Origin of the sequence: Actinomadura bangladeshensis, assembly GCF_004348335.1 — a bacterium.
Taxonomy (GTDB): domain Bacteria; phylum Actinomycetota; class Actinomycetes; order Streptosporangiales; family Streptosporangiaceae; genus Spirillospora; species Spirillospora bangladeshensis.
On sequence record NZ_SMJW01000025.1, the window covers coordinates 16,106 to 34,774 of the forward strand.

18 protein-coding genes are annotated in these 18,669 nt (G+C 72.6%); 11 read left to right on the top strand and 7 right to left on the bottom strand.

Annotated features, from left to right (window positions below; genetic code table 11):
• The first annotated feature begins 31 nt into the window (after window positions 1-31).
• Complete coding sequence (locus E1284_RS07600) at window positions 32-508, top strand: pyridoxamine 5'-phosphate oxidase family protein (RefSeq protein WP_131938283.1); 477 nt, start codon at window positions 32-34, stop codon at window positions 506-508.
• 11 nt (window positions 509-519) lie between these two features.
• On the opposite strand, the gene E1284_RS07605 is transcribed toward E1284_RS07600, so the two are convergent.
• Genes E1284_RS07605 through mca form a run of 3 tightly spaced genes read right to left on the bottom strand, consistent with a single transcriptional unit; the run spans window position 520 to window position 2,451 of the window.
• Window positions 520-1,305 carry a tetratricopeptide repeat protein gene (locus E1284_RS07605; protein ID WP_131938284.1) on the bottom strand — a complete coding sequence of 262 codons (786 nt, stop codon included), beginning with the start codon at window positions 1,303-1,305 and terminating at the stop codon, window positions 520-522.
• A 49-nt stretch (window positions 1,306-1,354) separates the two neighbouring features.
• The gene (locus E1284_RS07610; RefSeq protein ID WP_131938285.1) at window positions 1,355-1,588 is read right to left on the bottom strand and encodes a hypothetical protein; all 234 of its coding nucleotides are present in this window, start codon (window positions 1,586-1,588) and stop codon (window positions 1,355-1,357) included.
• Complete coding sequence (mca, locus tag E1284_RS07615) at window positions 1,588-2,451, bottom strand: mycothiol conjugate amidase Mca (RefSeq protein ID WP_131938308.1); 864 nt, start codon at window positions 2,449-2,451, stop codon at window positions 1,588-1,590. The genes E1284_RS07610 and mca overlap by 1 nt, the downstream gene beginning before the upstream one ends.
• Window positions 2,452-2,628: 177 nt before the next feature.
• Between mca and E1284_RS07620 the strand changes: the two genes are divergently transcribed.
• Together E1284_RS07620 and greA are read left to right on the top strand one after the other, a co-directional pair.
• Window positions 2,629-3,012, top strand: coding sequence for a DUF4307 domain-containing protein (locus E1284_RS07620; protein ID WP_131938286.1), 384 nt, complete (start codon window positions 2,629-2,631; stop codon window positions 3,010-3,012).
• Window positions 3,013-3,205: 193 nt separating this feature from the next.
• A complete protein-coding gene (gene greA, locus E1284_RS07625) occupies window positions 3,206-3,706 on the top strand; it encodes a transcription elongation factor GreA (protein WP_131938287.1) in 501 nt (166 codons plus the stop codon).
• Between the two features lie 223 nt (window positions 3,707-3,929).
• Here greA and E1284_RS07630 read toward each other — a convergent pair whose 3' ends face one another.
• On the bottom strand, window positions 3,930-4,445 hold the full coding sequence (locus E1284_RS07630) for an Lrp/AsnC family transcriptional regulator (protein WP_279433029.1): 516 nt from the start codon (window positions 4,443-4,445) through the stop codon (window positions 3,930-3,932).
• A 103-nt stretch (window positions 4,446-4,548) separates the two neighbouring features.
• Here E1284_RS07630 and hppD point away from each other — a divergent pair, with 103 nt between their 5' ends.
• From hppD to E1284_RS07655, 5 genes are all read left to right on the top strand, one after another.
• Entirely contained in the window at window positions 4,549-5,640 is a 1,092-nt protein-coding gene (hppD, locus tag E1284_RS07635) for a 4-hydroxyphenylpyruvate dioxygenase (protein WP_207923615.1), read from the top strand.
• Between the two features lie 116 nt (window positions 5,641-5,756).
• The gene (locus E1284_RS07640) at window positions 5,757-6,623 is read left to right on the top strand and encodes an RDD family protein (RefSeq protein WP_131938290.1); all 867 of its coding nucleotides are present in this window, start codon (window positions 5,757-5,759) and stop codon (window positions 6,621-6,623) included.
• Between the two features lie 76 nt (window positions 6,624-6,699).
• On the top strand, window positions 6,700-7,554 hold the full coding sequence (locus E1284_RS07645; RefSeq protein WP_165965164.1) for an RDD family protein: 855 nt from the start codon (window positions 6,700-6,702) through the stop codon (window positions 7,552-7,554).
• Between the two features lie 64 nt (window positions 7,555-7,618).
• Window positions 7,619-9,220 carry a M1 family metallopeptidase gene (locus E1284_RS07650; protein ID WP_131938309.1) on the top strand — a complete coding sequence of 534 codons (1,602 nt, stop codon included), beginning with the start codon at window positions 7,619-7,621 and terminating at the stop codon, window positions 9,218-9,220.
• A gap of 160 nt (window positions 9,221-9,380) precedes the next feature.
• Complete coding sequence (locus E1284_RS07655) at window positions 9,381-10,805, top strand: M1 family metallopeptidase (RefSeq protein ID WP_131938292.1); 1,425 nt, start codon at window positions 9,381-9,383, stop codon at window positions 10,803-10,805.
• Window positions 10,806-10,874: 69 nt separating this feature from the next.
• Here E1284_RS07655 and ilvA read toward each other — a convergent pair whose 3' ends face one another.
• From ilvA to E1284_RS07670, 3 genes are all read right to left on the bottom strand, one after another.
• Window positions 10,875-12,098: a threonine ammonia-lyase gene (ilvA, locus tag E1284_RS07660; protein WP_131938293.1), complete on the bottom strand. Its 1,224-nt coding sequence runs from the start codon at window positions 12,096-12,098 to the stop codon at window positions 10,875-10,877.
• An 80-nt stretch (window positions 12,099-12,178) separates the two neighbouring features.
• Window positions 12,179-13,138, bottom strand: coding sequence for an ROK family protein (locus tag E1284_RS07665; protein WP_131938294.1), 960 nt, complete (start codon window positions 13,136-13,138; stop codon window positions 12,179-12,181).
• On the bottom strand, window positions 13,135-14,328 hold the full coding sequence (locus E1284_RS07670; RefSeq protein WP_131938295.1) for an FIST signal transduction protein: 1,194 nt from the start codon (window positions 14,326-14,328) through the stop codon (window positions 13,135-13,137). Before E1284_RS07670 ends, E1284_RS07665 begins: the two co-directional genes overlap by 4 nt.
• Window positions 14,329-14,484: 156 nt before the next feature.
• Here E1284_RS07670 and E1284_RS07675 point away from each other — a divergent pair, with 156 nt between their 5' ends.
• From E1284_RS07675 to E1284_RS07685, 3 genes are read left to right on the top strand one after another with little or no spacing between them, the layout of a single operon-like run.
• Window positions 14,485-15,921, top strand: coding sequence for a sigma 54-interacting transcriptional regulator (locus E1284_RS07675; RefSeq protein ID WP_207923616.1), 1,437 nt, complete (start codon window positions 14,485-14,487; stop codon window positions 15,919-15,921).
• 38 nt (window positions 15,922-15,959) lie between these two features.
• Entirely contained in the window at window positions 15,960-18,056 is a 2,097-nt protein-coding gene (locus E1284_RS07680; protein WP_131938296.1) for a vWA domain-containing protein, read from the top strand.
• An 18-nt stretch (window positions 18,057-18,074) separates the two neighbouring features.
• The gene (locus tag E1284_RS07685) at window positions 18,075-18,650 is read left to right on the top strand and encodes a hypothetical protein (protein ID WP_131938297.1); all 576 of its coding nucleotides are present in this window, start codon (window positions 18,075-18,077) and stop codon (window positions 18,648-18,650) included.
• Window positions 18,651-18,669: the final 19 nt, after the last annotated feature.

The window sequence follows — 18,669 nt, forward strand, 5'->3', positions numbered from 1 at the left end:
TGCGCGATACAGACGACTCAGGGAGGCCCCCTTGGCCGGGAGCAAGCGCGACAAGATCAAGATGACGCCGGACGAGGTGGCCGCCTACCTGGCCGACAACTTCAAGGTGCAGATCGCGACCATCGGCAAGGACGGCGAGCCGCACCTGGTCACCATGTTCTACGCCCTGCTCGACGGGAAGATCGCCTTCACCACCTACAAGGCGTCGCAGAAGGTCTTGAACCTGCGCCGGGACCCCACCATGACCTGCCTGGTGGAGGACGGCACGGAGTACGGCAAGCTGCGCGGCGTCGCCCTCTACGGCCGCGGCGTCATCATCGAGGACCCCGCGACCCGCAGCAAGGTCGGCATGGTCGTCGGCTCCCGCATGGCGGGCCTGCCCGTCCCGGAGATGGGCGAGCCGATCGACCCGGTCATCGCCGAGGGCATCGAGCAGGCCCTCGCCAAGCGCGTCCTCATCGTCATGGAGCCCGACCGGATCGTCAGCTGGGACCACGGCAAGATCTGACCGCGCGACGACTAGCCGAGTTCGTCGCCCTCAGTCCAGACCAGATCGCCGGCCTGGAGGAGGGCGGCTGTTTCGGCGGCGTGGTCGGCTCGCTGGTGGGCGGCGTCGGCTATGTGGACGAACATGGCCGCCTGCTCTTCCGGTGAGCCGTCCTTGCGGAGGATCTCCAGGGCCTGGCCGAAGAAGTTGGTGGCCGCCACGGGGCGGTTCGCGCGCAGGTACGCCTCGCCGAGGGCGGTCAGGGCGCGGGCGCGCTCGTGGCCGTCCGGTTCGGGGAGGGCGGCGAACTCGTCCGGGAGCGGGCCGAGGAGCCCGATGGCGCGGTCGAGGTCGCCCGTCTCGGTCAGGGCGCGGGCGAGGTCGAGGCGGGCCCGCAGGATCTCGCGCCGGTCGCCGCCGGCCTCGGCGCGGCCGAGGTTCTCCCGCATGACGTCGGCGGCCTCGGACCAGCGTTCGCGGTCGAGGAGGGCCGCGCCCTGGAAGTCGCCGTCCACCGCGGATGCGAGGGTGTGGTCGAGGAGGCGGCGGAGCGCGGCCTCGCTCTCGTCCCGCCCGGCGTGCTTCCGCGCCCTGTCGCGGACGTCGTCGGCGAGCCGGAACCGGTCGCCGGACGCGCTGACGAGGCCGTGCGCGGCCAGCGTCTCCAGCAGGTCGCGGGCCTCCGGCTCGGGGACGTCCGCGAGGGCGGCGGCCGCCGCGGTCCCGACGCCGTCGCCGGGCGGCAGGCTCAGCAGCCGGAGCAGCCGGGCCGCCGCCGGGGCGAGCCCCCGGTAGGCGTCCTCGAAGTTCGCGCGCACGACGGGGGTCCTCCCCGGACGCGGCCCGATCGAACCGGGCCGGACGGGCTCAGGCGTCGTCCGCCGGGCTCTTGGCCGCCGCGGCGCTCCCGGCCTCCTGGGCGCGTTCCCACTCCTGCTGCTTCAGCTCCTCCTCGCTGGGCGCCTGGATCTTCTTCATCTGCTTGGTCATCGAGCGGATCAGGAAGAACGTCGCGGCCAGCAGGGCGAGGAAGACCACGAAGCCGAGGACGCCGGGACTGACCGTGTCATCGTTCAGCGGCAGGGCGTAGAGGGGAGGCATTACAGACACACCTTCTCCCGGATGCCGGCGAACAGGTCGTCCTCCGGCACCTCGGTGTCGACGAGGGACCTGGCCAAATGGTAGTCCTCGGTCGGCCATGCCTCGCGCTGGACGTCCATCGGGACGGCGAACCAGGGCCCGTTGGGGTCGATCTGGGTGGCATGGGCGAGGAGGGCGCGGTCCCTGGTCTCGAAGTGGTCGGCGCAGGGGATGCGCGTGGTGACCTCCCACTTGGCGCGCCGGTCGCCCTCCTCCTCGAAGCGCTTCATCCAGTCGGTGTAGGGCGACTCCAGGCCGGCGTCCTGCATCGCGGTGTGGAGGGCGAGGATGCGGGCCTTGGTGAACGTCATGTGGTAGTAGAGCTTGAGCGGCTGCCAGGGCTCGCCCGCGTCCGGGTAGCGCTCCGGGTCGCCCGCGGCCTCGAACGCCTCCACCGACACCTCGTGGCACTTCACGTGGTCGGGGTGCGGGTACCCGCCCTTCTCGTCGTAGGTGAGCATCACGTGCGGGCGGAAGTCGCGGACGGCGCGCACGAGCGGCTCGGTCGCGGTCTCCAGCGGCTCCAGCGCGAAGCAGCCCTCCGGCAGCGGCGGCAGCGGGTCGCCCTCCGGGAAGCCGGAGTCGACGAAGCCCAGCCAGCGCTGCCGCACGCCGAGGATCTCGCGGGCCCGCGCCATCTCCGCCTCGCGGACCTTGCCGATGTCGGCCTTGACCTCCGGCCGGTCCATCGCGGGGTTCAGGATGTCGCCGCGCTCGCCGCCGGTGCAGGTGACGACGAGCACCTCGACGCCGTCCGCGACGTACTTCGCCATCGTGGCCGCACCCTTGCTGGACTCGTCGTCGGGGTGGGCGTGCACCGCCATGAGCCGCAGCGGCCCGGCGCCGCCGCCGCACGGCCGGTCGAGCGGCGTACCGTCGATGACCTCGGACACGGATCTTCCTCTCGGAACTCTTCTTGGCGCCCCCGGTTCGAGGCATGCGCCGGCACAGACGAGAATTGTCCCTGACAACGTCCGCCCACCGCACGGAGATTCCCCGCCATGACGACCAGCGTGTCGAAACCCGCGGCGCCCGCCGAACCCCGGCGCGGCCGGCTCGGGATGGTGATCGCCGGCCTGCTCGCGGCGTCGACGGCGCTCGGCATCGGGGTTCTCGCCGCCCATGCTGGGCAGACTCCCGGCATAGTGCCACAAACCGTCTCGTACGACATCACCGACAGCTCGGTGACGATCACGTACACGGTGGCCAAGGGAGCGGGCGACGAGGTCCGCTGCACGATCGACGCCTACGACGCCGACTTCGCGATCCTCGCGAAGAAGGAGGTCTCCGTGCCGGCCGGGAAGTCCGGAGTGAAGGGCACGGAGACGCTGACGACCACGTCACGCGCGACCGGAGCCCGGATTCACGACTGCCGGAAGGCGTGACCGGACGGGCCGGACCGAAGATGCGCCCGGAGTGCGCCGAGCCGCGATTGGCGGATTGCGGACGCCGAGTTCAGGGAACCTTTACCCGCACACACCGGATAGGCTAGAGGTTTCACCCGGCCGCACTTCATGTCGATGTGACACCCACCCGCGTGGGCGGGTGAGGATCGCAACATGTGGATGAGGAGTACCCGTGACCGAGACCCGCGCTGACAACGTCACCTGGCTCACCCAGGAGGCGTACGACCGGCTCAAGGCTGAGCTGGACCATTTGTCGGGCCCGGGCCGCATCGAGATCGCTCAGAAGATCGAGGCGGCGCGGGAGGAGGGCGACCTGCGCGAGAACGGCGGCTACCACGCGGCCAAGGAGGAACAGGGCAAGATCGAGGGCCGCATCCTGCAACTCCAGGGCATCCTGGAGAACGCGCGCGTCGGGGAGGCTCCGCGCACCGAGGGGGTCGTCGGCCCGGGCATGACCGTCACGATCTCCTTCGAGGGCGACGACGAGGAGGTCACCTTCCTGCTCGCCTCCCGCGAGGAGGTCGGCGCCCCCATCGACGTGTACTCGCCGAAGTCTCCCCTCGGCTCCGCCATCGACGGCAAGAAGGTCGGCGAGAAGGCCACCTACACGCTGCCCAACGGCCGCCCCATGACGGTCGAGATTCTCGACGCGACCCCGTACGGAGCCGCCTGACCGCCCACCCCGGCGGCCCCGGCCGCCCGGCCGGAGCGGCACTCTTTCGCGGCCGAGTGCAGAGCGTCTCCGGGGGACCCGGCGACACCTGGCGCGGGGGCGCCGCCCAGGCGGCGTCCCCGGTCGGCAGCCCGGCGACGGAGACGCGCCCGCGAGCCGATGGATGTACGCGGTGCCCTGCCGGTCGGAACGCCCGGGGGCGTTCCGACCGGCAGGGCACCGCTCATTTTTCGCGGTTCCGTTCTCGGGTTCCGGTGGCGGCCCGCACCAGCGGAAGGGTGCGGTAGGGGATCTGGTTGGCCAGGGAGATCACCGAGGAGGCGCGCTCCACGCCCGCCACGTCCACCAGCACGTCGATGACGCGCTGCAGGTCGGTGTTGCTGCGGGCGACGACGCGGCACAGCATGTCGCCGGGGCCGGTGATGGTGTGCGCCTCGATCACCTCGGGCACCTGGGCGAGCCGCGCGGCGACCGGGTCGTGCCCGCCCGCCTGGCGCAGCTGCAGGGTGACGAACGCGGTGACGCCGTAGCCGAGCGCGGCCGGGTCGATCTCCGGGCCGAAGCCGGCGACGACGCCGTCCCGGGCGAGCCGGTCCAGCCGCGCCTGGACGGTCCCGCGCGCGACGCCGAGCCGGCGGGACGCCTCCAGGACGCCGACGCGCGGCTCGGCGGCGAACATCTCGATCAGCCGGGCGTCCAGGTCGTCGATCGCCACGACACCTCCCGTGATCGTGGTCACGATGTACAGAAATACCGGTGGGTTCCGGGAGTCACTGTACAGATTGTGCAGCAATTCAAGCCACTCTTGCGCACCTTGTAGCCGTATGCCGAGATTGGTTGGCATGGATGAGTTTCCGGTCAAGGGTATGGACGCCGTCGTCTTCGCCGTCGGCAACGCCAAACAGGCCGCCCACTACTACTCGACCGCGTTCGGGATGCGCCGGGTCGCCTACCGCGGCCCCGAGAACGGCAGCCCCGACGAGGCGGTGCACGTGCTGGAGTCCGGCAGCGCCCGGTTCGTGTTCCGCGGGCCGGTGAAGGCCGGCACGGAGATCGGCCGGCACATCGCCGCGCACGGCGACGGGGTCGTCGACCTCTCGATCGCGGTCCCGGACGTGGAGCACGCGTACCGGCACGCGCTCGCGAAGGGCGCGACGGGCCTGGAGGAGCCGCACGTCCTGGAGGACGAGCACGGCAAGGTGACCATCGCGGCGATCGCCACCTACGGCGAGACGCGGCACTCGCTGGTCGACCGCTCGAACTACACCGGCCCGTACCTGCCGGGCTTCGCGCCAGCCGACCCCGTGGTGGCGGGGCCGGACAAGCGGTACTTCCAGGCGATCGACCACTGCGTCGGCAACGTCGAGCGCATGGACGAGTGGGCCGACTACTACCACCGCGTCATGGGCTTCACCGACATGGCGGAGTTCATCGGCGACGACATCGCGACCGAGTACTCGGCGCTGATGTCCAAGGTCGTCGCGGACGGCACCCGCAAGGTGAAGTTCCCGCTGAACGAGCCGGCGGAGAGCCGGCGCAAGTCGCAGATCGACGAGTACCTGGAGTTCTACGGCGGGCCGGGCGTGCAGCACATCGCGCTCGCCACCAACGACATCCTGGCGTCGGTCGACCGGATGCGCGCGGCCGGCGTGGAGTTCCTCGCCACCCCCGACTCCTACTACGAGGACGCCGAGCTGCGGGCCCGCATCGGCGAGGTGCGGGTGCCGATCGAGGAGCTGCAGAAGCGCCACATCCTGGTGGACCGGGACGAGGACGGCTACCTGCTGCAGATCTTCACCAAGCCCGTCCAGGACCGTCCGACCGTGTTCTTCGAGCTGATCGAGCGGCACGGCTCGCTGGGCTTCGGCAAGGGCAACTTCAAGGCCCTGTTCGAGGCGATCGAGCGGGAGCAGGAGCGCCGCGGCAACCTGTGACGCCCCGCCGCCGGAACCCCCGCGACTCGGGGGGCCCGGCTCCGGACGCGGTCTCGTCCGGAGCCGGGCCGACGCGGTGTGCCGGGTCCGGCCGGCAGCGGGCACACTGTGGGGGCATGAGCGAACCCCCTCAGGACCCCCAGCCCCAGGAAGGCGACTGGGCGGCCCCCGGCGCCGGAGGCGAGTCTCCGGCGGCCGAGGCGCCCGGCTCGTCCGAGCGTCCGCCCCCGTACCAGGGGACGTACGGCGCCCAGCCAGGCCAGGCCCCTCCTCCTCCGGCGGCCGGTCACGGGCAGCCCGCACCGCCCCCGGCCGGCCACGGACAACCGGGATACGGCCAGCCCGGATACGGCCCGCCGCTGCCCCAGGCGCCGCCCCTCCCCGGCTACGGCGCTCCCGGCGGACCGCAGAACGAGCTCGCCGGGCGCATGGCCCGCCTCGGCGCCGGCATCATCGACACCATCGTCCTCAGCGTCGCGGCCATCCCGGCGGCCCTGCTCTCCATCCGCTGGGACAGGATGCGGGAGTCCGTCGAGTCCGGTGAGCCGATCACCGACCCGATGGACCTGTACAACATCCCGCGGCTGCTGACCGGGTATCTGATCGTCTTCCTGCTGGGCTACGCGTACTTCACCGTCCTGCACGCCAAGTACGGCCAGACGCTCGGCAAGAAGGCGTTCAGCATCAGGGTGGTGAAGGCGTCCGACCTGTCCGCGGTGACGTGGGGGCAGGCGCTCGCCCGGCAGGGCTTCGTCTACGCGATCACGCTCGTGACGGTGGCGATCAACTTCTTCGCCGCGGGCGGCGCCGTCATCGGGCTCCTCGGGCTGCTCGACAACGCCTGGATCCTGTGGGACGAACGGCGCCAGGCGGTGCACGACAAGGTCGCGGGGACCGTGGTGATGAAGGCGACGCCGTGGACGCCGAACCCGTACGCCCGTCCGCCCGCGCCCGGCCGGGCGAACGACCCCGGCAATATTTGATCATCAATGGTGACCATTTCGGACGATCCCGGACGCGGGGATGTTTGGACGGCGGTGGCGCGGCCACGCTGACGGCATGACGCAACCGCCGAGAGACCCCGCGTCCGGGGAAGGGCCGGAGGAGAACCGGCCGCAGGGACACGAGGAGCCCGGACGGCCGGGGCCGCACCAGGGCGAGCCGTACGGCGGCCTCCCCCGCTACGGCGATCAGCAGTCCCACGGGCAGCCGCCGCAGGGCGAGCAGCCCTACGGAGGCCAACAGCCTTACGGAGGCCAACAGCCTTACGGAGGCCAGCAACCCTATGGAGGCCAACGGCCTTACGGGGAGCAGCAGCCTTACGGGGAGCAGCAACCCTACGGAGGCCAGCAACCGTACGGGGGCCAGCAGCCCTACGGCCAGTCGCCCTACGGCGGCCAGGCCGGGTACGGGCACGTGCCGGGGTACGGCGGTCCCACGGCCGAACTGGCGAGCCGCTGGGCGCGGCTCGGCGCCGGCATCCTCGACCTCATCATCATCGGGATCGTCGCGGGCCTGATCTCGATCCCGTTCATCAACTGGGACCGCGTCGTCAACCCGGAGCCGGGCACGAACTTCTACAACGGCGCCCAGGTCGGGACGAACGCCGTCAGCGTCATCGTCGCGTTCCTCTACTTCTGGCTGATGCACGCCCAATGGGGGCAGACGCTCGGCAAGATGCTGCTGCGGATCCGCGTCGTCCGGGACGACAACGGGCAGGCGATCACCACCGGGCAGGCGGTGGGGCGTTCGGCGTTCTACAGCGTGCTCGGCGGCATCTGCGGCTGCATCGGCCTCATCGACATCCTGTGGATCCTGTTCGATTCCCGCAAGCAGGCCCTGCACTGCAAGGTGGCGCACACGGTCGTCGTCAAGGCGGGACCGGACACGCCCAACCCGTACGACTTCCGCTGACCCCGCCACCGGCGCATCCGAGTTGCCCGGCGGGGTGCGGTACGGGCAGGCTGGGCGAGTGCATATGGCCGGATACTCCCCCAGTCCCCGCCCGCGGGGGTCGCGGGCCGTCCGCGGTGCCGCGGGGCTGGCCGCCCTCGCCGTCGCGGGGTCGCTGACCGCAGCCTGCCAGCCCCCCCTCGGCGACGACGACCCGGGCGGGTCCGGCGGGCCGCCGAAGGGCGCCGCGACCGGACCGGCGGGCCCGACGACGGCGGGCGACGACTACGTGCCGGGCGACGGCAACGGCGGCTACGACGTCCAGCACTACGGGCTGAAGCTCACCATCACCCCGGACGGGCCGACGCAGCTCGACGGCACCGCGACGATCACCGCGACCGCGACCGAGCGCCTCGCCCGCTTCAACCTCGATCTGACCGGCCTGGACGTCGCCTCGATCAAGGTGGACGGGGCGGCCGCGCGGCAGCAGCGCGCCGGCAAGGAGCTGGAGGTCACCCCGGCCCAGCCCCTGAAGAAGGGGACGAAGTTCACCACGGTGATCAAGTACTCGGGCAACCCGGAGCCGGTGTCGGACCCGGTGCTCGGCCGGTACGGCTGGATCCGCACGTCCGACGGCGTGTTCATCGCCTGCCAGCCGAGCGGCGCGCACACCTGGTTCCCGAGCAACGACCACCCGAGCGACAAGGCCACGTTCGACTTCGAGATCACCGTCCCGCAGGGCCTGACGGCCATCGCGAACGGCGAGCCCGAGACGCCGCCGGAGGGGACCGGCGGGACGCCGACACTGCCGGGCACACCGCCGACCGGCGGCCCGGGCACGGGCGGCGGCCCCGGCGTCGAGCCCGTCGCGCAGCACCGGCACACGCTGCCCGGCGCGACGCTCGCCGGCAGGGGCAAGCGCGCCATGACGACGTCGAAGTGGCGCGTGAAGAACCCGATGGCCACCTACCTGGCGACCGTCGACGTCGGCCGGTTCGGCGTGCGGTCGAGCAAGACGGCGAGCGGGATCCCGAACATCACGGCGGTCGACCCCACGCTGCCCGGTGTGGACCTCGACCAGTTCCACAAGCTGAACGCCGACATCACCGAGGAGTGGTCGAGGCTGTTCGGCCCCTACCCGTTCTCCTCCACCGGCGGGCTGATCGACAACGCCGACGTCGGCTTCGCGCTGGAGACCCAGACCCGGCCGGTGTACGGGGCGTTCGGCCTGCAGCCGACGATCGTCGCGCACGAGCTGGCGCACCAGTGGTTCGGCGACAGCGTCAGCCTCACCCGCTGGCAGGACATCTGGCTGAACGAGGGCTTCGCGACCTACGCCGAGTGGCTGTGGGACGAGAAGACCGGCGGGGAGACCGTCCAGCGGCACTTCGACGAGGCGTACGAGGTGGGCGGCCGCGAGCTGTGGGACGTCCCGCCCGGCAACCCGGGGCGCAAGCAGATGTTCGGCCGCTCGGTGTACGACCGGGGCGGCATGACGCTGGTGGCACTGCGCGGCCGGGTCGGCGAGGACGTCTTCTACAAGATCCTCCAGGAGTGGACGAAGGAGCGGGCGCACTCCAGCGGGACGACGGAGCAGTTCGTCGCGCTGGCGAACAAGGTCTCCGGCAAGAAACTCGACGCGTTCTTCGACGACTGGCTGTACCAGAAGGGCCGGCCCGCGAAATAGCGGCGGGACCGGCCGAAGCGGCGGGCCGGATGCCGGATCCGGCCACAAAATCGCCTCCTCCGAGCGAAGTCGAGACCAAATCGCGCTTGCACGGGCCCGGATCGCGAGAAAGTCTTGATCACGGTTGTGACGGCTTACCGATGATCCGAGGACGAGGTCGATGAGCAGAACCCCCAGAGCCCTGGCCGCCGTGTCGCTGGGCGTCGCCGCGAGCCTCGCGGTGACCGCCGCCCCCGCGGGCGCGGCCACCGCGCGGTTCACCCCCGGCGCGCCCGGCGCGGGCGACCCCTACTTCCCCGACATGGGCAACGGCGGCTACGACGTCGCCCACTACGACATCGGCCTCAAGTACGATCCCGCCACCAAGGGGATCGAGGCGGTCACCAAGATCAAGGCCAAGGCGACGCAGAACCTGTCCCGGTTCGACCTGGACTTCCTCGGCCCGCTGAAGATCTCCTCGCTGACGGTCGACGGGCACAAGGCGTCCTTCACGCGGACGGGCGCGCAGGAGCTCGTCATCACGCCGCGCAAGGGGCTGCGCAAGCACCGGAACTTCACCGTGACGGTCGCCTACTCGGGCGTCCCGACGACGATCAACGACGCGACGCTCGGCACGTCCGGCTGGATCCCCACGGCGGACGGCGCGGTCATGCTCAACCAGCCGTTCGGCGCCGCGACCGTCTACCCGGTGAACGACCACCCGACCGACAAGGCCACGTACACGTTCACGCTGTCGGCGCCGAAGGGCCTGACCACGCTCGCGAACGGCGACCCGCGCGGCAGCCGGACCCGGCACGGCTGGACCACCACCCGCTGGGACATGCGCAGCCCGATGGCCAGCGAGCTCGCCATGCTCGCGATCGGCAGGTACGACGTCCTCAAGGGCCGGACGGGCGCGGGCATCCCGAACCTGACCGCGACCGACCACGCGATGGCGATCAAGCCGGAGGACGCGAAGAAGTTCCACGACCAGACCGCCGCGGTCACCGACTTCGAGGCGTCCGTCTTCGGCCGCTACCCGTTCGCCTCGACGGGCGGGATCGTGGTCAAGGCCGGTGTCGGGTACGCGCTGGAGACGCAGGGGCGCCCCGTGTACGACCTGGGCCGCCGGCCGGGCAGCATCCCGAGCGGCGGGCTGCTCGCGCACGAGCTGGGCCACCAGTGGTTCGGGGACGCGGTGTCCCCGGCGAAGTGGGCCGACATCTGGCTGAACGAGGGCTTCGCGACCTACTCCGAGTGGCTGTGGGCGGAGCACGCGAACGGCACGCCCGTCCAGCAGAGCTTCGACTCCGTCTACGCGACCCCGGCGAGCGACGGCCTGTGGAAGGGCAAGGTCGCCGACCCGGGCCGCGACCACATCTTCGACGGGCTCGTCTACGACCGCGGGGCGATGGCGATCCACGTCCTGCGCAAGACGATCGGCGACCGGGACTTCTACCGGCTGCTGGAGGCGTGGCCCGCCGCCCACCGGTACGGGAACGCCTCGACGGCGGAGTTCGTCCGCTTCGCCGAGCGACTCTCCCACAAGAACCTGGACGCCTGGGCGAAGGCGTGGCTCTACTCCGAGGGCAAGCCCTCCCTGTGACGTTGACCTGCGGCGTGTTGGTGTTATGAGCGTGGCGAAAACAACAACACGCCGCAGGTGAACGGAGGGTCAGCTCAGAGTGAGGGTGTAGCCCTTCTCGCGCAGGCGGCCGATCACGTCTTCGGAGTGGTCGGCCCCTCGCGTCTCCAGGTGCATGAGGACCTCGGCCTCCTCGACGTGCAGGCGCGCCGCAATGCGCTCGTGCATCACGTCCAGGACGTTGACGCCCAGCTCGGCGAGCTCGCCCAGCAGCGTCATCAGGGCGCCGGGGCGGTCCTTCAGCCGGCAGCGGACGACGAGGTACCGCCCGGCGCCCGCGAGGCCGTGCCGCAGCACCTTCGACAGCAGCAGCGGGTCGATGTTGCCGCCGGACAGCACCACGACAACAGGCGGTTCGACCGCGTACGCGTGCTCCAGCAGCGCCGCGACCCCGGCGGCGCCGGCAGGCTCGACGACCTGCTTGGCGCGTTCGAGGCAGAGCAGCAGCGCCTGCGAGATGGACTCCTCGGTCACGGTCACGACGGCGTCCACGAGGTCGGTGAACAGGGCGTAGGTGAGGTCGCCGGGGCGGCCGACGGCGATCCCGTCCGCCATGGTCGGCTCCAGTTCGACCGCGACGGGCCGGCCGGCCGCGAGCGAGGGCGGGAACGCCGCCGCGCGCTTGGCCTGCGCGCCGAGGATCTTGACCTCCCGGCCGCCGGCCTCCTTCATCGCCCCCTTGGCCGCCACCGCGATGCCCGCCAGCAGGCCGCCGCCGCCCACCGGGGCCGCGATCGTCCGGACGTCCGGGCACTGCTCGGCGATCTCCAGCCCGATCGTGCCCTGCCCGGCGACGACGTCGGGATGGTCGAACGGGTGGATGAACACCGCGCCGCACTCGTCGGCGTACTTCTGCGCGGCGATGAGGCAGTCGTCCACGGTCGGGCCGGGGAACACGACCTCGGCGCCGTAGCCGCGGGTCGCGGCGATCTTGGGGAGCGGCGCGCCGACCGGCATGAACACGGTGGCCTTGCAGCCGAGCATGGACGCCGCGAGCGCGACGCCCTGCGCGTGGTTGCCGGCGCTGGCGGCGACGACGCCGCCGGCCCGCTCGGCCTCGCTCAGCCCGGCGATCCGCACGTACGCGCCGCGGATCTTGAACGAGCCGGTGCGCTGCAGGTTCTCGCACTTCAGCAGGACGGGCCCGCCGAGCTGCTCGGACAGCACCCGGGACGGGATCAGGGGGGTGGGAACGGCGACCTCGCTGAGCAGGTCGTGCGCAGCTCGGACGTCGTCGACGCTGACGGTGGTCATGCGTTGTTCCTGCGGGGGGACGACCCCCCGCGCCCCCCGGTTCGCTTCGCTCATTCTTAGATCCTCGCACCCCGCGGCCCTCAGCCCGCACTCCAGTAGCGATCGTGCGCGTAGACCAGGGCGGCCGCGCCGACGAGCCCGGCGGTCTGCCCGAGGGCGGCCGGGACGATCCGGGCGCGGCGCGCGAAGTCCATCCGGGCGTGCGTCCGGAACGCCTCGTCGAGAGGGTCGAAGAGCAGCGGGCCGGCCTGCGAGAGGCCGCCGCCGATCGCGGCGACCTCCAGGTCGCACAGGTGGGTCGCGGACGCGATCGCGATGCCGATGGCGCGCCCGGCGCGCCGCATCGCCGCCCCGGCGACCGGGTCGCCGCGGCGCGCGTCGGCGGTGAGCTCGACGCCGGTGAGGTCGGAGCCGCCGGGCCGCCACCCCTGCCGCCGCGCCCAAGCCACCAGGCCCGGCCCGCGCGCGATCGCCTCCAGGCAGCCGCGCCCGCCGCAGGCGCACGGCGGCCCGTCCGGTTCGACGACGACGTGCCCGATGTGCCCGGCGTTGCCGCTGGCGCCGTTGACGAGGCGGCCGTCGAGGATGAGCCCGCCGCCGACCCCCGTCGACACGACCATGCCGAGGACGTTGTCGCGGCCGCGTCCGGCGCCGAGCCAGTGCTCCCCCGCCGCGACGCAGATCGCGTCGTTGTGGATGCGGACGGGCAGGCCCGGATGGCGGGCGCGGAGCCGCTCGCGCAGCGGGAAGCCGCGCCACGCCGGGATGTTCAGCGGGGACACCTCCGCGGCCGGCCAGGTCATCGGCCCGCCGCAGCCCGCGCCGACGCCCGCGAGCGGCGGGTCGCCGGCGTCGGCGGCGACCTTGTCGAGCAGGGCCTCCAGCGCCCGCCACAGCTCCTCGCCGTCCACGCCCGGCCCGTTCGGGGTGGGGGCGCGGTCGTAGGCCGCGATGCGCCCGTCCGGTTCGACGAGGGCGGCGGCCAGCTTCGTCCCGCCGATGTCGACGGCGAGGACGGGGCCGGCGGTCGGGTCGCTCACGAGTCCTCCGGGCGGCCGAACGCGAGGATGGACGCGGTGAAGCCGTGCACGTGGTTGCGTCCCGAGACGGGGCCGATCTCGCCGGCGGCGAAGAACCCGCCCACCCCGGCCGGGCCGAACGCGCGGTCGAGGACCTTCGCGTCGTGGTCGGAGTCGGGGAACATCGCCTGGCCGCGCCCGTTGCAGGAGAACAGCAGCGCGCCCTCCACCGGCGCCAGGTCGAACCGTTCGAGCAGCGCGGCGAGGTCCTCCTCGGCGGCGCCCGCGTCCCGGACCTGGAACCGGACGGTGCGGCCCACGTCGACGACGTCGCCGATCGCGATGGCGCCGCTGTCGGTGTCGGCGCCCACCACGCCGCGGACGAGGAAGTCGCCGTGCTCGTGCTCGTCGGCGTACTCGTTCATCGCGACGCCGATGAGCAGCCCGCGCCCGGCGAGCTCCTGCTCGTCCTCCGGCAGGCCGAGGACGATCTGCTCCAGCTTCTCCAGCGCCGGGACGCCCGCCAGCTCGTAGAGGACGTTGTCCTCCGCCTTCGTCACCACCATGTCGGGCCCGATCGGGCGGGCGCCCTGGCTGACCACGGTCGCGGCGGCCACCGGCCCGCCGATCACCACGCCGACCGCGCCGTCCCCGTAGACCTCGCCGCCGACGAACAGCCGCGCCCGGCCGCGTCCCGGCTCACCGGGCAGCCCCTCCTCGCCGGGGCCGCTGCTCTCGGCGAGGCCGCCGACCAGCGGAAGGCCGGGCAGGGCCTCGTCGGAGCGCTCCACGAAGGCGTCCACGGGGAAGCTGTACGGGTCGGCGAGCAGCACGCCGACGACGTCGTCGTCCTGCCCCTCCGGCATGCCGACCACGACGAGGCGGTCGTCGGCCTTGAGGGTCTCCAGCCGGAACGCGTCGAGCCGCGCGCCCGGCAGCACCGCCGCCCACGCGCTGACCGCGCCGCGCTCCTCCACCCCGCGCCCGGCGCCGATCACGCCGGACGCGCTGCAGCCGAGCAGCATCGCCGGGCCCGCGGCCCGCTCCGCGGCCACGGCCGCCGCCTCGATCTCGTCCGGGTCGTCGCCCGTGACGAACACGCACACCAGGTCGGGCGCCGCGCTGAGCGGGGCGAGCGCCTGCTCCACCGCCGACTCGGCGGCGCTGGACAGGTCGGGCCCGAGGGCCAGGCCATCACCGAATCGCGCCATCGGCGCCGCCTCCCTCACTGCGTTCACCGGCTCCGTTCACACTCTCAGTGTCCCCCGCCGGAGGCGCTCCACCCAAACATCATCGAGACGGGCCAACCGGACGAATCCAGGGGCGGAGGGTGCGATTCCGCGGGACGGCGACGTAGTGTCGGTCGCGTGCGTCCATCCACACCCCGTGAAACGACACGCTCTGGAACAACGCTGGGCGAGCTGCGCAACAGCGGCCACGTGCAGCTCTCGGTCAAGGCCGAGATCCGCCGCAACCTCCTCGACCGGCTGCGCTCCGGGGAGCCGCGCTTCCCGGGGATCCTGGGGTTCGACGGCACCGTCCTCCCCCACCTGGAGCGCGCCCTGCTCGCCGGGCACGACCTGGTGCTGCTGGGCGAGCGCGGCCAGGGCAAGACGCGGCTGATCCGCACCCTGGCCGGGCTGCTGGACGAGTGGACGCCCGTGGTCGCCGGGTGCGAGATCAACGACCACCCGTACGCGCCGGTGTGCGTGCGCTGCCGGCGGCTCGCCGCCGAGCTGGGCGACGCCCTGCCGGTCGAGTGGCTGCACCGCGACGACCGCTACGGCGAGAAGCTCGCCACCCCCGACACCAGCGTCGGCGACCTCATCGGCGACGTCGACCCGATCAAGGTGGCCGAGGGCCGCACGCTCGGCGACCCCGAGACCGTGCACTTCGGGCTCGTCCCGCGCACCAACCGCGGCGTCTTCTCCATCAACGAGCTGCCCGACCTCGCCGAGCGCATCCAGGTCGCGCTGCTGAACGTGCTGGAGGAGCGGGACGTGCAGATCCGCGGCTACGCGCTGCGGCTGCCGCTGGACGTGCTGCTCGTCGCGTCCGCCAACCCCGAGGACTACACCAACCGCGGCCGCATCATCACCCCGCTGAAGGACCGCTTCGGCGCGGAGATCCGCACCCACTACCCGCTCGAACTGGACGCCGAGCTCGCGCTGATCCGGCAGGAGTCGGACTTCGCCGACCTCGCCGGGCTGCCCGCCGAGGTGCCCGACCACCTGATCGAGGTGATCGGGCGGTTCACCCGGCTCGTCCGGGAGTCCACGGCGGTGGACGCGCGGTCCGGCGTGTCGGCGCGGTTCGCGCTGGCCGGCGCGGAGACCGTCGCGGCGGGCGCGGTGCGCCGCGCCGCGCTCACCGGCGAGGAGCACGCCGTCGCGCGGGTCTGCGACCTGCCCGCGGTCGTCCCGTCGCTGATGGGCAAGGTCGAGTTCGAGGTCAGCGAGGAGGGCCGCGAGCAGGAGGTGCTGGAGCACCTGCTGCGCCGCGCGGTCGCCGAGACCTACCGGCGGACGCTGGGCGCCGCCGACCTGACCGGGCTGCTCGACAAGTTCGACTCCGGCGAGCGCGTCGAGTCGGGCGAGCTGGTGCCGGCGAACGAGCTGCTGCGCCGCATCGGCCAGGTGCCCGGCCTCGCCAAGATCATGGAACGGCTCGGGCTGAGCGGGGAGTCCCCCGGGCAGGCCGCGGCCGCGCTGGAGTTCGCCCTGGAGGGGCTGTTCCTCACCCGCCGGCTGTCCAAGGACACCGCCGAGGGCCGCTCCGACGGAACGGCCACCTACCGGACCTGACCGTCCGGACCTGAGGTCTCCACGCGTAAGGAGCTTCGATGAGCCGATATCGCTACGGGGCCTACGAGGACGGGCCCGACCCGCTCGCCCCGCCGTACGACGTCCGCGACGCCCTCGACGCGATGGGCGACGCGGTGCTGGACGGCACCCGGCCCGACGACGCGCTGCGCGAGCTGCTGCGCCGCGGGCTGCCCGGGGCGCGGAACCGCCGCGGTCTGGACGACATGCTGCGCCAGGTGCGCGAGCGGCGCCGCGCGCTGCGCGACCGGGGCCGCCTCGACGGCACGCTGGAGCAGGCGCGCGCGCTGCTGGACACCGCGATCGGACAGGAGCGGGCCGAGCTGTTCCCCGACCCGGGCGACGACGCGCGGCTGCGCGAGGCGGAATTGGACGCGCTGCCGTCCGACACCTCGCAGGCCGTCCGCCGGCTGTCGGACTACCAGTGGCGGTCCGATGCGGCCCGCCGCACGTTCGAGCAGCTGAAGGACCTGCTGCGCCGCGAGGTCCTGGACGCTCAGTTCCAGGGCATGAAGCAGGCCCTGGAGAACCAGGACCCGGCCGCCATGGAGCGGGTCAAGGACATGATGGCCGCGCTCAACGGGATGCTGGAGCGCGACGCCCGCGGCGAGCACACCCAGGACGACTTCGACCGGTTCATGGAGCAGTACGGGGACATGTTCCCCGACGATCCGCAGAACCTCGAAGAACTCGTCGACTCGCTCGCCCGCCGCGCCGCCGCGATGGACCGGCTGCTCGCCTCGCTCAGCCCCGAGCAGCGCGCCGAGCTGGCCGGGCTCATGGAGCAGGCCATGCAGGACGCGGGCCTCGCCATGGAGATGACGCGGCTCGGCGACGCGCTGCGGGCCCGCCGTCCCGACCTCGGCTGGGGGCAGCCGGAGCAGATGACCGGCGACGATCCGCTCGGCATGGGCGACGCCACCACCGCGCTCGCGGAGCTGGCCGACCTCGGCGACCTGGAGTCGGCGCTCGGGCAGGACTACCCCGGCGCGCGGCTCGACGACATCGACGAGGAGGCCGTCCGGCGCGCGCTCGGCCGTCAGGCCGTCGACGACCTGGACGCGCTGCGCCGGATCGAGAAGGAGCTGGAGCGGCAGGGCTACCTGCGCCGCAACCGCGGCAGGCTGGAGCTGACCCCGAAGGCGGTGCGGCGGCTCGGCGAGACCGCGCTGCGCCGGGTGTTCGCCCAGCTCGCCTCCGGCCGGCAGGGCGACCACGACCAGCGCGACGCCGGCCAGGCGGGCGAGCTGACCGGTGCCAGCCGGGAGTGGCGGTTCGGCGACGAGCAGCCGCTCGACGTCGTCCGGACGGTGAGCAACGCGATCCGCCGCAGCGCCATGGACGGCGGCACCGGCCTCGCCGCGCGCCCGTCGCTCGCGAAGGTGGCCGAGCCGAGCACCGCCGAGGTCGCGGAGATCAACGGCGGCGTGCCGCGGCAGGGCGGCGGCGTGGAACCCGCTGACGCGGCCCCCGGCGGAGTGGGACCGGGCGGTGTGAAACTCGGCGTGGACGACTTCGAGGTCCACGAGACCGAGCGGCGCACCGGCGCGGCCGTCTGCCTGCTGGTCGACCTGTCGTACTCGATGGTGCTGCGCGGGACGTGGGCCGTCGCCAAGCAGACCACGCTGGCCCTGCACACGCTCGTGACCGGCAAGTTCCCGCAGGACGCGATCCAGATCATCGGGTTCTCCAACTACGCGCGGGTGCTGCACCCCGAGGAGATGGCCGGGCTCGACTGGGACATGGTGCAGGGCACCAACCTGCACCACGCGCTGATGATCGCGGGACGGCACCTGGACCGGCACCCCGACTTCGAGCCGATCGTGCTCGTCGTCACCGACGGGGAGCCGACCGCGCACCTGCGCCCGGACGGCCGCTCGCTGTTCGACTACCCGCCGTCCACCGAGACTCTCGTCCTCACCCTCGCCGAGGTCGACAAGATGACCCGGCGCGGCGCCACCATGAACTTCTTCATGCTCGCCGACGACCGGCGGCTCGTGTCGTTCGTGGAGGAGGTCGCGCGGCGCAACGGCGGCCGGGTCTTCGCGCCCGACGCCGACCGCCTCGGCGAGTACGTCGTCAGCGACTACCTGCGGGTGCGCCGCGGCCGCCGCTGAGGGGTTAGTGTCGGCGGCATGTCGACATCCGATCGCATCCTGCTGATCCTGCACATCGGCTTCGCGATCTTCACGCTGGGGCCGCTGACCGCCGCGACCATGTCCACCCCCCGCTACATTCGCAAGCGCAATGTGGCCGTGGTCCGCTTCCTCAACTGGACCACGCGCGTCTACGGCCTCGCCGCGCTGGGCATCTTCTTGTTCGGCCTCGGCCTGGCCGAGGGGAACTTCGCGCAGGTGTGGCTGACGGTGTCCATGACGCTGTTCATCGTCGCGCTGGTGCTGCTGCTGATCGTCGAGCGCGACCAGCGGAAGGCCGCGCACCTGCTGGAGCTCGCGGCGGCCGAGGAGGCGCGCACGGCGGTGGCCGTCCGCCCCGACGCCGACGCCGACGCCGCGGACGCGGGCGCCACCGAGGCGGGCACCGCGGAGGCCGCGGCGGGAGAGGAGAAGGCCGCGCAGGCCACCGCCGCTCCGGCCGCCGCCGCAGGTGGCGAGATCGCGCAGGTGGAGCGCGGCCGGGTGGCCGCCATCTCCGGCGTCATCGCGCTGCTCTGGCTGGTGATCCTCGTCCTGATGGTCTGGAACGGATGAACCGTCCGCCCGCAGGGCC

Bases quoted from the DNA above. Each gene is read 5' to 3' on its own strand.
- E1284_RS07610 (WP_131938285.1), bottom strand. From the start codon at position 1,588: ATGCCTCCCCTCTACGCCCTGCCGCTGAACGATGACACGGTCAGTCCC.
- mca (WP_131938308.1), bottom strand. From the start codon at position 2,451: ATGGCGGTGCACGCCCACCCCGACGACGAGTCCAGCAAGGGTGCGGCC.
- E1284_RS07620 (WP_131938286.1), top strand. From the start codon at position 2,629: ATGACGACCAGCGTGTCGAAACCCGCGGCGCCCGCCGAACCCCGGCGC.
- hppD (WP_207923615.1), top strand. From the start codon at position 4,549: ATGGATGAGTTTCCGGTCAAGGGTATGGACGCCGTCGTCTTCGCCGTC.
- E1284_RS07640 (WP_131938290.1), top strand. From the start codon at position 5,757: ATGAGCGAACCCCCTCAGGACCCCCAGCCCCAGGAAGGCGACTGGGCG.
- E1284_RS07645 (WP_165965164.1), top strand. From the start codon at position 6,700: ATGACGCAACCGCCGAGAGACCCCGCGTCCGGGGAAGGGCCGGAGGAG.
- E1284_RS07650 (WP_131938309.1), top strand. From the start codon at position 7,619: ATGGCCGGATACTCCCCCAGTCCCCGCCCGCGGGGGTCGCGGGCCGTC.
- E1284_RS07655 (WP_131938292.1), top strand. From the start codon at position 9,381: ATGAGCAGAACCCCCAGAGCCCTGGCCGCCGTGTCGCTGGGCGTCGCC.
- ilvA (WP_131938293.1), bottom strand. From the start codon at position 12,098: ATGACCACCGTCAGCGTCGACGACGTCCGAGCTGCGCACGACCTGCTC.
- E1284_RS07670 (WP_131938295.1), bottom strand. From the start codon at position 14,328: ATGGCGCGATTCGGTGATGGCCTGGCCCTCGGGCCCGACCTGTCCAGC.
- E1284_RS07680 (WP_131938296.1), top strand. From the start codon at position 15,960: ATGAGCCGATATCGCTACGGGGCCTACGAGGACGGGCCCGACCCGCTC.
- E1284_RS07685 (WP_131938297.1), top strand. From the start codon at position 18,075: ATGTCGACATCCGATCGCATCCTGCTGATCCTGCACATCGGCTTCGCG.